Annotated in this window: 15 protein-coding genes and 1 tRNA gene; 14 read left to right on the top strand and 2 right to left on the bottom strand. The window is 69.1% G+C overall.

Going from position 1 to position 12576, the window contains the following annotated elements; all coding sequences use genetic code 11:
- Positions 1-89 precede the first annotated feature (89 nt).
- The 13 genes from ABZO29_RS15665 (at position 90) to ABZO29_RS15605 (ending at position 10203) form a co-directional block, all read left to right on the top strand.
- Complete coding sequence (locus tag ABZO29_RS15665) at positions 90-389, top strand: hypothetical protein (protein ID WP_367320800.1); 300 nt, start codon at positions 90-92, stop codon at positions 387-389.
- Positions 386-1378 (top strand): DUF2637 domain-containing protein, encoded by a 993-nt coding sequence (locus ABZO29_RS15660; RefSeq protein ID WP_367320799.1) that lies wholly within the window; start codon positions 386-388, stop codon positions 1376-1378. The genes ABZO29_RS15665 and ABZO29_RS15660 overlap by 4 nt, the downstream gene beginning before the upstream one ends.
- Positions 1375-2028 (top strand): GGDEF domain-containing protein, encoded by a 654-nt coding sequence (locus ABZO29_RS15655; protein WP_367320798.1) that lies wholly within the window; start codon positions 1375-1377, stop codon positions 2026-2028. Before ABZO29_RS15660 ends, ABZO29_RS15655 begins: the two co-directional genes overlap by 4 nt.
- Positions 2025-2408: an RRQRL motif-containing zinc-binding protein gene (locus ABZO29_RS15650; protein ID WP_367320797.1), complete on the top strand. Its 384-nt coding sequence runs from the start codon at positions 2025-2027 to the stop codon at positions 2406-2408. Before ABZO29_RS15655 ends, ABZO29_RS15650 begins: the two co-directional genes overlap by 4 nt.
- Positions 2409-2488: 80 nt before the next feature.
- The gene (locus ABZO29_RS15645) at positions 2489-4708 is read left to right on the top strand and encodes an FtsK/SpoIIIE domain-containing protein (RefSeq protein ID WP_367320796.1); all 2220 of its coding nucleotides are present in this window, start codon (positions 2489-2491) and stop codon (positions 4706-4708) included.
- 139 nt (positions 4709-4847) lie between these two features.
- Positions 4848-5099, top strand: coding sequence for a hypothetical protein (locus tag ABZO29_RS15640; protein ID WP_367320795.1), 252 nt, complete (start codon positions 4848-4850; stop codon positions 5097-5099).
- Positions 5100-5134: 35 nt separating this feature from the next.
- Positions 5135-5323 (top strand): hypothetical protein, encoded by a 189-nt coding sequence (locus tag ABZO29_RS15635; RefSeq protein WP_367320794.1) that lies wholly within the window; start codon positions 5135-5137, stop codon positions 5321-5323.
- Positions 5324-5334: 11 nt separating this feature from the next.
- On the top strand, positions 5335-5943 hold the full coding sequence (locus ABZO29_RS15630) for a hypothetical protein (protein ID WP_367320793.1): 609 nt from the start codon (positions 5335-5337) through the stop codon (positions 5941-5943).
- Between the two features lie 3 nt (positions 5944-5946).
- Positions 5947-6411 (top strand): hypothetical protein, encoded by a 465-nt coding sequence (locus ABZO29_RS15625; protein ID WP_367320792.1) that lies wholly within the window; start codon positions 5947-5949, stop codon positions 6409-6411.
- A gap of 90 nt (positions 6412-6501) precedes the next feature.
- The gene (locus tag ABZO29_RS15620; protein ID WP_367320791.1) at positions 6502-7401 is read left to right on the top strand and encodes a bifunctional DNA primase/polymerase; all 900 of its coding nucleotides are present in this window, start codon (positions 6502-6504) and stop codon (positions 7399-7401) included.
- Positions 7398-8555, top strand: a complete 1158-nt coding sequence (locus tag ABZO29_RS15615; RefSeq protein ID WP_367320790.1) for an AAA family ATPase — start codon at positions 7398-7400, stop codon at positions 8553-8555. Before ABZO29_RS15620 ends, ABZO29_RS15615 begins: the two co-directional genes overlap by 4 nt.
- Positions 8552-8746, top strand: a complete 195-nt coding sequence (locus ABZO29_RS15610) for a helix-turn-helix transcriptional regulator (protein WP_367320789.1) — start codon at positions 8552-8554, stop codon at positions 8744-8746. Before ABZO29_RS15615 ends, ABZO29_RS15610 begins: the two co-directional genes overlap by 4 nt.
- A complete protein-coding gene (locus ABZO29_RS15605; protein WP_367320788.1) occupies positions 8743-10203 on the top strand; it encodes a tyrosine-type recombinase/integrase in 1461 nt (486 codons plus the stop codon). Before ABZO29_RS15610 ends, ABZO29_RS15605 begins: the two co-directional genes overlap by 4 nt.
- 84 nt (positions 10204-10287) lie before the next feature.
- On the opposite strand, the gene ABZO29_RS15600 is transcribed toward ABZO29_RS15605, so the two are convergent.
- Both ABZO29_RS15600 and ABZO29_RS15595 read right to left on the bottom strand, forming a co-directional pair.
- Positions 10288-11280 (bottom strand): hypothetical protein, encoded by a 993-nt coding sequence (locus ABZO29_RS15600; RefSeq protein ID WP_367320787.1) that lies wholly within the window; start codon positions 11278-11280, stop codon positions 10288-10290.
- Between the two features lie 356 nt (positions 11281-11636).
- A tRNA-Arg gene (locus ABZO29_RS15595) sits at positions 11637-11708 on the bottom strand.
- A gap of 117 nt (positions 11709-11825) precedes the next feature.
- Here ABZO29_RS15595 and ABZO29_RS15590 point away from each other — a divergent pair.
- Positions 11826-12341, top strand: a complete 516-nt coding sequence (locus ABZO29_RS15590; protein WP_367326148.1) for a response regulator — start codon at positions 11826-11828, stop codon at positions 12339-12341.
- Positions 12342-12576 lie beyond the last annotated feature (235 nt).

Raw genomic sequence — 12576 nt, 5'->3', positions numbered from 1 at the left:
TTGATCGTGCACGTGTCCGACTGGCGGGACTCCCCAGCAAGGTCGCCTGCCATCGGTCATCTCCCTGCCCTTCGACTAAGGAGAACGTCTTGCGTACGTACATCGGCCATCAACAGGCCGTCTCCGCTGAAGACTTCGTGGAACTCGCCCTTGGTACGCCGGTTGAGCTGTGGCTCGGGGTGGAGGGCGAGACGGATGAAGAGCGCGCGGCCCGTCTGGATGCGGCGCGCGACATCCTCGCCGACCCCGAGTACCGCAGCCTGCCGGACGACGTGGCCCGTATCGCCGCCGAGGTGATCGAGGCGCACGCTCCGGAGCTGTTCAACGTCGTCCCGCTGGCGCGCCCGGCGAGGCGCCGCCGGTCCTCCCGGAAGGGGGCGGCGGCATGACGACCGCAACCGAGACGGCACGCGCGGGCGTGCCGCCACTGACGAAGCCGGAGACTGGGCTCGCCGGATTAGGCGCGTTGGCAGCGGCCGGTGTCGGTGCACTGGGGCTGATCGCCTCATTCGACGCGGTCTCCTCTGCCGCCGCGCGGTGGGGCTTCAGCTCGCCGTGGATGCTGCCGGTCGGCATCGACGTCGCCATTCCGGTGTTCACCGTGGCCAACCTGCTGCTGATCCGGATGGATATGGCGTTGGCGTGGGTGCGGTTCGTGCCGTGGGCGCTGACGCTGGTCACCTGCGGGCTGAACGTCGCGGCCGGGCACTCGCTGTGGGCGAAGATCGCGCACGGCACGATGCCGCTGCTGTGGGTGGTGTTCTCCGAGATCGGCGCCCATGTCTACGCCGTACGGATCGGCGCCGCGACCGGCCGGCGGATGGAGAAGGTGCGGTTCTCCCGCTGGATGCTCGCCCCGCTGTCGACGTTCGCCCTGTGGCGGCGGATGACGCTGTGGGAGATCACCTCCTACGCCGAGGCGCTGAAGCGGGAGCGCGAGCGGCAGTTGGCCCGCGCCCGGCTGCGCGAGCGGCACGGGCGGCGGTGGCGGTCGAAGACCCCGCGCCCGGAACGTGTGCTGCTGAAGCTGGGCGAGCTGGCCCCGGCGAGTGAGGACGTGCCGCCCCTGCTGCCGCAGCAGGCGGAGACGCCGAAGCCGGAGGCGTCCAAGTCGCCGCGCAAGCGCCCGGCTGGCACCAAGGGCAAGGGCAAGGCTGCCAAGTCGCCGCGGACCCCGGCGGCACTGCTCGCCGAGGCGCGTGAGGTCACGGCCGACTGGGCGGATGACGCGATCAACGCGGAAGCCATCCGCACCTCGCTGCACTGCTCGGCCGCCAACTCCCGTGTCCTGCGCGATGCGTTGCTGACCGAGCGGGCCGAAGGGCGCCGCCTGCACTCCGTCGACGGCGACGACGACACCCAGGGGGCGGCGGCATGAACACCTTCGTGACCATGCTGGCCGCGGCGGCTCCGGTCGCTTCGGGCTGGACGGCGCACACGCTGTGGCTGCGGCGGCGCCTGAACGTCGCCCGCCGTGACCCCCTGACTGGCCTGCGGACGCGCGAGGCATTCACACGCCGCGCCACTGCCCTGCTGCGGGATCCGCGGGCGGTCGTGGTGCTGGCCGATGTCGACCGCTTCAAGCAGATCAATGACACCTTCGGCCACGCTGCTGGAGACGCGCTGTTGAAGGCGACCGCGGCCCGGCTTGCGGACCACGTCGGCCGCTTTGGGGTGGCTGGGCGGCTTGGGGGCGATGAGTTCGCCGCCGTCCTGATCGACGACCACGGCACCGCGAGTGATCTGCTCGCCGTGCTGCACCGTGTGCTCGCCCGTCCGGTCGACGGCCAGGATCCTTCCGTACGCACCACGGTCTCGCTCGGCTGGGTGCGCGCCGTCGACTTCCCCGGCGAGGACCTGTCCGGGCTGCTGCGGCGGGCCGATGAGGCGATGTACGCGGCCAAACAGACCCGCGCCGGAACCCGCCGTGCCGGGCTGGGGCGGCTGTTCGCCACTGTCACCGGACGGCGTGCCGGACGCACCGGTGCCAGCACCGATATGCCCGTGGTGGGGGTGGCTGCCGGATGACCGCCTACGCCAAGTGCTTCGACCCCTCTGGCGCGCGGTTCGGGGTCCCTACGTTCCCGTGGCGGTTCGCTCCGGACGGCTACGCCACTCGCCGACAGCTGCGGGCGGCCGGGCTGCGGCCGGGTGGCCAGCCGGTTGCCGCGCAGGTGATGCGCCGCCACCGAGGCCGCAAGACGGGCGTGCAGGTCGCCTACCTGTACCGCGTCGACCGCGCGAAGCCGGTGCGGCCGATGACCTCCCGCAAGTGGGGCGCGCTCGCCCTGGCGATGCTCGCCCGCCGCACCTGCCCCAACTGCCAGATCACCTACAGCTACTGCATCCCGACCTCGCTCGGGATGTGCATCCTCTGCGCCTACCCCGAGGAACAGTGCGCCGCCTGACCCATCCAGCACGGGGCCCGGTCTCAACCGACCAAAGCAGCGGCCGGGCCCCGCATCCCTCCCGAGAGAAGGAACCCTCAGTGAAACACCCCGACGACGACAACGAACTCTTCAACCGGCTGGAAGCCGAGATGACGTCCGACTCCGACGGCGACGTGGTCGACCTCGACAAGGCCCGGTCGGCCCGTACCGAGTCGGCCGACCGCACGCCCGACTCCGGGCCCGACCAGTCGGCCGACCCGGGCGAGGGGGAGTCGGACGACTCCGGCCCGACCCTGGTCGACCGCCCCGCGCCGACTCAGTCGGGCCCCGGTCTGATCGACCGCATCCGCGACTCCAAGCGGCTGGACGTCATCCCTACGTGGCTGAAGTCGGGTGCCGAGTTCAAGGACGCGATGAAGTGGCTGGCCGGGCACGTCTGGCACACCATCGCCTTCCATACGGTCCGCGTGCCGTTCCTGTACGTGCCCAAGCTGATCTGGCGCTCGCCGCGCGGCCTGGCCAACACCCTGATGCGCGTGGGCCGTTGGGCGGTCGACGCGGAGGGCGAGCCGCTGCGGCAGGCGGAGGCGCGCCGGGAGAACTCCGAGCTGTACCTGAAGCTGTCCCGCCAGCGTGACCGCCGGGTGCGGCTGCGGATGCTCCTCACCGTGATCGGTGCCGTGTTCGCCCTGGGAATGGGCCTCTTCCTGATCTACGGGGCCGAGCCGGGAACGCAGGTCATCTCCGCCACGCTCACCGTGCTGACGCTGGGCTGGCTGGGCGCCCCGGCGGATGCGCCGCTGGCCACCCGCGCCGTCATCAAGACCGAGGTACAGAAGCTGACCAGCGACATCGTCATCAAGGCCATGGCATCCATCGGCATCGGCCAGATCGCCACCGCTGTCGCCAAGGGCCAGGACGGCATCAAGTTCGTCGCCCCGATCACCCGCGAGGGACCGGGCTGGCGCGCGGACATCGACCTCCCGCTGGGCGTCACAGTCGCCGATGTGGCCGACCGGCGCGCCCGGCTCGCCTCCGGCCTGCGCCGCCCGCTGGGCTGCGTGTGGCCGGACGCCGACCCCAGCGAGCACGAGGGGCGCCTCATCCTGTGGGTGGGGGACCGGGACCTGTCCAAGACCGGCATGGTCAAGTGGCAGCTGGCCAGCGCCCGGCGGCACGACATCTTCAAGCGGAACCCGTTCGGCATCGACCCGCGCGGCCGGGCTCAGTCGGTGCCGATGATCCAGCACAACATCCTGATCGGCTCGCTGCCCGGCCAGGGCAAGACCGCCTCCGTGCGCGTCCTCGCGTGCGGCGCCGCCCTGGACCCATCGGTGGAACTGTGGCTGCACGAGAACAAGGGCACCGGCGACCTGGACTCCCTCGAATGCGTCAGCCACCGGTTCGTCTCCGGCATCGACGACGACTCGATCAAGTACGCGGCCGACTCCCTGAAGCTGCTGCGTGAAGAGGTCATGCGCCGCGCCGCGGCGATCAAGAAGCTGCCGCGGGATCTGTGCCCGGACAAGCGCATCACTCGGCAGATCGCCGACAAGCGCTCGCTGAAGCTGTGGCCGCTGGTTGGGGTGTTCGATGAGTGCCAGAACCTGTTCGGTCACCCCAAGTACGGCAAACAGGCTGGTGAGGACGCCGAGTTCATCATCAAGCTCGGCCGCGCGCTGGGTGTGATCCTCATCCTGGCCACACAGCGTCCGGACAAGGACTCCCTGCCGACCGGGATCAGCGGCAACGTGTCCATCCGCTTCGCCCTCAAGGTCGCAGGCCAGGTCGAGAACGACATGATCCTGGGCACGTCCGCGTACAAGAACGGCGTGCGCGCCACCTCGTTCCGCCCGGAGATCGACGCCGGTAACGGCTACCTCGCCGGCGCCACCGCGCTGCCGGTCGTGGTGCGCACCGCCTACCTCGACGACAACGCCACCCACGCCATCGCCCAGCGCGCGCACGCGCTGCGCAAGGCCGAGAAAACCCTGTCCGGGCACGCGCTCGGCGAGGACGCCGAGGCCGTGACCGGGCCGTCCTACGACCTGCTCGCCGACGTCGCCGCGGTTGTGCCGCCGTCGGAGGAGCGGGTGTGGAACGAGCGGATCGCTGTCCGGCTGGCCGAGTTGCGGCCGGAGGTCTACGGCGGCTGGAAGGGCGAGAACGTCACGTCCGCGCTCAAGCCGCACGGCATCAAGACCCGCGACGTGGCCGGGACCACCGACGACGGCACCCGCACCACCCGCCGCGGTATCGCACGCGCAGACCTCACAAAGGCGATTGCGGAGCGTGACCAAAAGCGGGGCGCCGCCTAGCCCTGGACGGTGCTACCGGTAGCACCTCGCCCTGCTACTGGTAGCACCCCCGCTAGCACCCTACATAGCACCTGATCTGCGATCTAGTGCATAGCACCCCACCTGCGGAAATCCCGGAAACCGCCTGGAAGGGCCCCTCATGACCCCCATCGCCCTTGCTATCGCCTGCCTGATGCTCGTCACGCTCGGTTACGCCGGAATGTGTGCGGCCAGCCCGTTCGGCACCTGCCGCACGTGCAACGGCTTCGGCTACGCGCTCACCACCGACCGCAAGGGACGGCCCAAGCGCGGCAAGAGCTGCCGCCGCTGCAAGGCCACCGGCAAGCGCATACGCGTCGGCCGCTGGCTCTTCAACCGCGCCCAGCGGATCTACCGCGAAGGCACCAACTGACCACCCGCCCACAGCACCCGAAGGGAGTTCCGCCCGTGGCCGTCACCGTCTCGCTCGTGGCCCTGTTCGGACTCGTCCTGTTCTTCCTCCTGCGCTCCAAGTCCCTCGGATACGGCGGCGCGTTCATCGCCGCCGGGTTCGGCTTTTTCCTCGCCTCCACGGGTGCCGCCGGACCCATCAACCAGCTCGCCACCGCCGTCATCCACGCCATCCAGCAACTGTGAGGAGCCTGGCCATGAACGAACAGATCATCGCCCGGCACTGGCTCGCCATCATCGCGCCCAAGGCCGCGCCCGCCATCGCCACGTCCACCGTGCTGATCCTGGCCCGCATCTGGAACGCCAACGGCGCCGAACACTCCGTTGGCAACGCCGTGCTCATGACCGTGCTGTCCCTCGGAGCCGCCGCAGCTGGCGTGTGCGCGAGCATCGGCAGGGCCGGAGACTCCGTGATCGCCGGAACCGCGTTCGCCGCCTCGGGCGGGCTCGCCCTGGCCGGGGTCGCGGGATACGCCGACGGGCTGTCCCTGCCGCTGCTGCTGTGGGTGCTGGCCACGGCCGTCGCCTACGGGCTCGCCGCGCGGTACTGGCGCACCGACCGCCGCGAGCGCATCGCGTACGAGCGGCAGACCAGCGCGCGCCGCGAGGAACACGCCCACCTCGAGCGCGTCGAGGCCCTGCGCACCGGAGCCCAGATCGAGGTGGCCCGCACCGGCGCCGCCTACGCCGAACAGCTCGCCCAAGCCCTCATCACCCGCGCCGCCCTGCCCGGCTTCGACTTCAAGGCCGTGGAAGCCGCCGGGCTGCCCGAACTGCCATCCGTCAGCACCGGCAAGGAGCACTGATCCATGTTCGAGATCCGCGTTATCTGCGCCCCGGCCGACACTGACCGCGTCAGCCGCGCCCTGGCCGCCGCGTTCGACACCGGCCTGGCACGCCAGTACCCCACCCGGGACGGCAAGCGCACCCGCCTGTACGTCACCGCCGACTACCGTCCCGGGCCGGAGGCGCGCCCCACGCCAGAGGAGGCGTACACGCTCGCCCCGAGCATCGTCAGCGAGATCGGATGGACCGCCCGCACGGCGGCCGACAGGCCGTTCTACGACGGGCTGAACCGGGAGTTCTGGCTGCGAAAGGCCGCGCTCTTGGACCGGATCGCGCTGAGCAACGAAGCCGACAGCGTCACCAGCGATGCGGTGGACGTCGCCACCAAGGCCGCACACCGGCTGATGGACCTGGACGACGTCCACGGCAGTTGCGACCCGCGCCACTACGTCCGGCAGCAGTACGCCGCTTGGGCCAAGAACCAGTAGCAACGCCGCGGCGGCGGGACTCCCCAGCAAGGTCGCCCGCCGCCGCGGTTCTCCCTGCCCATCCGTAGACAGAACAGGAGAACCCCCAGCATGCCGTACCCGGACGGCTCTGCCCAGCTCACCGCCGCGCTTGACGCAGCGTCGCGTGGCTGGCGCGTCTTCCCCCTCATCCCCGGCGACAAGCGCCCGGCCGTCTCCGACTGGGAGACTCGCGCCACCACCGACCCGGACCGCATCACCCGCGCGTGGTCTGCGGACGCCTTCAACGTCGGCATCGCCACCGGCCCTTCCGGCTTGGTCGTCATCGACCTGGACAAGCCCAAGCACCCCGGCGACACACCGCCGGCCGCTTGGGCCGAGCACGACGTCACGGACGGCGCCGACGTGCTCGCCGTGCTCTGCGAGCGCCACGGCCAGCCCTTCCCCACCGACACCCATACCGTCCGCACCTGGAGCGGCGGCATCCACCTGTACTTCGCCGCCCCCGAGGGCGAGTCTCTGCGCAACACCGCCGGGGACAGCGCCCGCGGACTGGGCTGGAAGGTCGACACCCGCGCGTGGGGCGGTCTCGTGGTCGGCGCGGGCAGCACCTTCACTGGACACCCGTACGAAATCGTCCGCAACGCCCCCGTGGCGCCTCTGCCGGGCTGGCTTGCCGAACTGCTGCGCCCGGCCCCCCTCCCCCCGCAGACGCCCATCACGGTCGCCCTCACCGGCCGCGGACGGTGCGCCGCTTTCCTGCGGTCCGCCGTCAAAGGGGAAGTTCAGCGGGTCACCAACTCCGGCCCACACGAACACAACAACGCGCTCTTCATCGCCGCGGTTGCTCTCGGACAGCTTGTTGCCGGAGGCGAGTTGAGCGAAGCCGACGTCACCGGCTGGCTCCTCACGGCCGCGATCCAAGTCGGCCAGAGCGAGCGCGAGGCACAGCGCACCATCGCCTCCGGGCTCAGGGCCGGAGCCCGGCGCCCCCGGACGGTCGCCGCATGAGTACCAACCCCATCCCGCCCCTGCACCTGTACTCCGTGCCCAGCGACCCCGAGACGGCACCCGCCGCGCCGCCGAAGCGGGAACGCCCGCGGACCGCATGGACGGCCGATCAGCTCATGGCCGCGCACTTCCCCGAGCCGAAATGGGCCGTGCCCGGCATCCTCGCCGAGGGCGTCAGCGTGCTCGCCGGGCCGCCCAAGGTCGGCAAGTCCTGGCTCTCCCTCGGACTGGGCCTGTCTGTGGCGGCCGGAGGCAAGGCGTTCGACTCCGTGCCCGTTCAGGGCGGACCGGTGCTCTACCTCGCCCTGGAAGACACCCCGCGCCGTCTCCAGACCCGCATGGGCAAGCTCCTCGGAGGCCAGCCGGCCCCCGCCGGGCTGACACTGGTCACCGAATGCCCGCCCTTCCCCCAAGGCGGCACGGAGGCCATCGCCCAGTGGCTGGAGCGCAACCCCGACGCGCGCATGGTCGTCATCGACGTATTCGCCAAGATGCGCGGACAGGCACCGGCAGGGGTGTCGGCGTACGACGCGGACTATGTCGCCGTCGGCTACGCCAAGCGGCTCGCCGACCACTACGGGGTGGCCGTCGTCCTCGTCCACCACGTCCGCAAAGCAGGTTCCGAGGACTTCCTCACGGAGGTGTCCGGCACTAACGGCATTGCCGGAGCCGCTGACGCCACGCTCGTACTGAAGCGGGCCCGCGGGCAGGCAGACGGCATCCTGCACGTCACCGGCCGCGACGTCGACGAAGCCGAGTACGCCCTCAGCTTCCAACCCGCCTCCGGAGCCTGGCATTTGCTGGACGGGCCGGTCACTGACCACACCGTCAGCGACACCCGCGCCACGATCCTGCGCTACGTCCGCGCTCACCCCGGTGCCAAACCAAAGGACATGGCAGGCGAGTTGCCGAACGTCGACCTGGACACGATCCGGCGCACCTGCAACCGGATGGCCGACGCCGGACAGCTCACCAAGGACCCCAGCGGCCGGTACTACCCGGACACCGACGCTCGGACAGAGGGCGTGCAAGAGGTGTCCGCACTGTCCGGCTGTCCGGTTATGCCCTCTGACCAGCACGAACACCCCGGACAGTCGGAATTGGAGCTGTCCGGGCTGTCCGGTGCGGACCAAGCCGAAGGGAAGGCGGAATGAGCGCCCCCACGCGGGACGAGAAGATGACCGTCGAAGAGGTCATCACTGATCTGAAGGTCGCCCCGTCGACCTTCTACCGGTGGCGCCAACTCGGTAAAGCGCCCCGCGCCATCAAGCTCCCCAACGGCGACGTACGGATCCGGCGGTCGGAATACGAACGTTGGCTTGCAGAGCGGGAGGACGCTGCGTGAGCACGGATGACAACGGTCCTGTTCTCCGACCGCACGGGGAGGCCAAGCCGGGGTATTCGCTCGATATCCGAATTTGGAAAGTCACGAAGGTCAATCGGAAAGCGCGCCCGTACCAACTGCGCTGGGTCGTAGGCGGGAAAGTGAGTAGTGCGACGTTCGCCACGTCGGCACTCGCTGAAAACCGAAGCTCGGAATTGCGGCAGGCTATGCGCCGGGGTGAGGCTTTCGAGATCGCAAGCGGACAGCCTGAGTCTGAGGTCCGCGCGGCAGCGGAAGCGGCGAAAGCCGCAGAGGTTGAACCGCCATTGCGGTGGTTCGAGTTCTGCCGCAAGTACGTCGCAGGGCGGTGGCGTACGAGTGCAGCCAAGACCCGAGAGGGCATGGCGGACGGTCTTGCAGCCGTGACGCTCGCCATGGTCAAGCGCGGGGACGGCGCTCCTTCGGATGAGCAATTGCGGTTGGCCTTCCGGTGGGGGATCGTGCCCGCGAATGCTGGGGAGGACCCGCCGGCCGACCTCAAAGCCGCGTACGAATGGCTCACGACGACGGATCGCCCGGTGGGCGATGTGGCAGACGCTGCGGTGTTCGAGGACGTGCTCTATCGCCTCGGGTACAAGCTGGACGGCACCCCGGCGGCGGGCGACACGTACAGGCGCCGCCGCCGAGCCCTGAACACCGCCCTTGAACACGCGGTGGTCGCGGGCGACCTCTCAGAGAACCCGCTTCAGCGCGCCCGCCGGAAGCACGTGGGCTCCAATGACGTGGTGGACCGGCGCGTCCTCGTGAATGCCCTACAAGCCCGTCAGTTGCTCGCGGCAGTGTCCTACGTCGGATCGTGGGATCGCTGCCGTGGGAGGCGCCTGGTGGCTTTCTACGCGGTCCTGTACTACGCGGGCTTGCGTCCGGCTGAGGCGGTCGGGCTGAGGCGGTCTGACTGCCATCTCCCGGACGCAGGATGGGGCACGCTGACGCTCCGGGAGACGCGTCCCGTCTCCGGGAAGCAGTGGACCGATTCCGGCGAACGTCACGACCGTCGCGGGCTGAAGGCGCGGGAGGCCAAGAGCGACCGTCCGGTGCCTATCCCGCCTGTCTTGGTGGCGATACTGCGGGCGCACCTGGACGCTTTCGGTACGGCCAAGGAAGGGCGCGTGTTCGGGAACGAGCGTGGGGGCGTGGTCGGCTCATCGACCTATTGGCGGGTGTGGGAGGAAGCGCGGGAGTATGCGCTCCCACCTGAGCGCGTCGACTCGCCGTTGGCGGGGCGTCCGTACGACCTGCGGCATGCCTGCATTACGCGGTGGCTGAATGCGGGAGTCCCGATCGCAGAGGTGGCCCGCCGCGTTGGGAATTCACCCGAGGTGATCCATCGCCGTTACCACGGTTGCATTGACGGTCATGAGGAAGCCGCCAACGCGAAGATCGCAAAGGCGTTGGAGGAAGACGGAGACGCCGCATAGGCGTCCGTTTCATTTACGCTTAGAGGGCGGGTCCGGGAGAGTCGGACCGCCCTCTAATACTCCAATCTGACTTCGATCGGAGTGCTAACGCGACTTGCGGCGGGAGTCCCATGCCACGTGAGCGGCGTGCAACTCCTCGAAGACGCGGACTGCCTCGTCCTGGGAGGCGGGGATTAGACGCACATCGGGGTCACCCCCAGCAGCGCTAATGCGGATTTGTTCCGTCGAGACCCGAGACCCTTCTGATCGGGTGGTCTCGGCCGTGGCGAACACATGCCAGGTGCCGTAACCGTTCTCCTCGTCGTTCAGGTCGTCGAACTCCGTGCCCTCCCACATGCGGCCCTGGAAGCTCCTGACGTACCGGCCGATGTCGTAACCGAGGTGGTAATGGGTACCGGCCTTGAGCTGCGCAGCATCCGTGATGGGCTTTCCGGTTTTGCTCCAGAGTCGCTCCAGCGCCCGTGCGTCGCCGTCGGCGGCGGCTTCACGGAGCTGCTCAACGCTTGGGCGGCTGGCTTCTGCGCGCTGGCGTGCCGCCTCTCTGCCCTCCGGAGTGGCGTGGGGGAAGCTGATCGGCAAGCCGAGCTCTTTCTCGATGCGCCCAAGTTCCTCTTCCACAAGGCTCGTGATCATCAAGTCGTTCGCGGGAACCCCAGGGTCGAACCGCCACGTGAACCGCGGGCCGTGCGGCCCCTTGGCGATCTGATAGGTGACGCCACGTCCATCCTTCAGAAGGCCGACGTGGCGGCTGAAGCCGATCAGATGACGCGGAATTGCTGTTTTGGCTCCCCGTGAAGCGCCTCCCTCGCGCCATTCCTTGGTCTCCTTGAGTGCGAAAGCCGGGAAGGCGAAGAAGGTAAATAGAGCAGTGATCAACCCCCAGAATGACGTCTTCGGGAGGAATGGGATCGGGGCGAAGAATAGGATGCCCCAGAAAGTCCACGCACTTATGAGGGTCAGCGTGGTGCGGGCGACTCTCTTCACGTTCGCCTTTCTTTGCTGTGCAGCGGGCACATGCGGGGTGACCTGAACCTCGCAGCGGTCCGGCGTGGGCGTACTCAAGAGACGCAGTTTCACGGTTCGAGCATGATCCCTGCAAGTCCTTCACAGGGCCGCACTCGCTTCCGGGCGGACACCGTCGCCGGACGGCTGCCCGCCAATACGACTGGGCTAGATCCACATCGGCACACACGAACATCGCCCCATTGCGCCGCCCACCTCTTCCATGAGGGCGTTAGGCACGCGACGTTGTCGAGGGCGCCCTACGTCCGAGGAGCGCATGAGCGTGTCGGAGGCGTGTCGCGTGTATCGCAGATAGTGCGTGAACACTGAGAGACAACGAGAAAGAGCGGGAGTCAGTGAGACTGACTCCCGCTCTCTCAAGTCGGCATTCGCCCTGGTCAGAGCCTGGTCCTTGCTGGCTGACTGGCGAGTGCCCCCGGCAGGATTCGAACCTGCGCACACGGCTCCGGAGGCCGTTGCTCTATCCCCTGAGCTACGGGGGCGTGTCGGCTGCGCTGTGTGTGCGGCGACGGGTAGAACCCTACCAGTTCCTTCGGGGTGTTCATGAACGGGTTTACCGGCGTCGGGGGCCGGTGCTGCGTCGCTCGCGTGGGGTGGAAGTGGGGAAAACCCGGACGCGATGGCCGGTCCCGACCTACTCTCGAGTTGTGCCAGGCGCGTCGGGTCGGGTGCTTGTTGTGGACGACAACAAGGTCATCCGCCAGTTGATCAGGGTCAATCTCGAGCTGGAGGGGCTCGAGGTCGTGACCGCGGCCGATGGTGCCGAGTGTCTGGATGTCGTTCATCAGGTGCGGCCCGACGTAGTCACCCTGGATGTGGTCATGCCGCGGCTGGACGGGCTTCGGACTGCCGCTCGGCTGCGTGCCGATCCGCGGACCCGTGATCTTCCCCTCGCCATCGTCAGTGCCTGCACACAGTACGAGGTCGAAACCGGGCTCGATGTCGGCGTCGACGCCTTCCTCGCCAAACCCTTCGAGCCGACGGAACTCGTACAGCTCGTACGGCAGTTGGTCGAGCGGAGGCGTGCCCGGGGGAGTGGCGGGGCGAGTGCCTCGGTGTTGGAGAGCGCGCTGGGCGACGAGGACAGCGAGCCGGTCGGCCACGCCGGCGGCTGAGGCCGGGCAGATCTGCCATCGCACCTCACCTCGCCTCGCCGCATCCAGCCTCACGAATCGCTTCCTCCTTGCTTCGGCCCAGGGCGCTGCCCGAGTGCCCTCACGCCCACTCCGGCCATCCGGACCTGCGCCGTTCCCACGTCTGTCGAGCCCCACACCGCCCGCCGCCTCCCCCACCCGTCCACATCCCGGACCCCTGCCCAAACCGACTCGCCTACCCACCCCCCTCCTCCCC

Source organism: Streptomyces sp. HUAS ZL42 (assembly GCF_040782645.1).
In the GTDB taxonomy this organism is placed as follows: domain Bacteria; phylum Actinomycetota; class Actinomycetes; order Streptomycetales; family Streptomycetaceae; genus Streptomyces.
The sequence above is the reverse complement of the archived record's forward strand: the minus strand, read 5'-3'. Positions and strand labels throughout refer to the sequence as shown.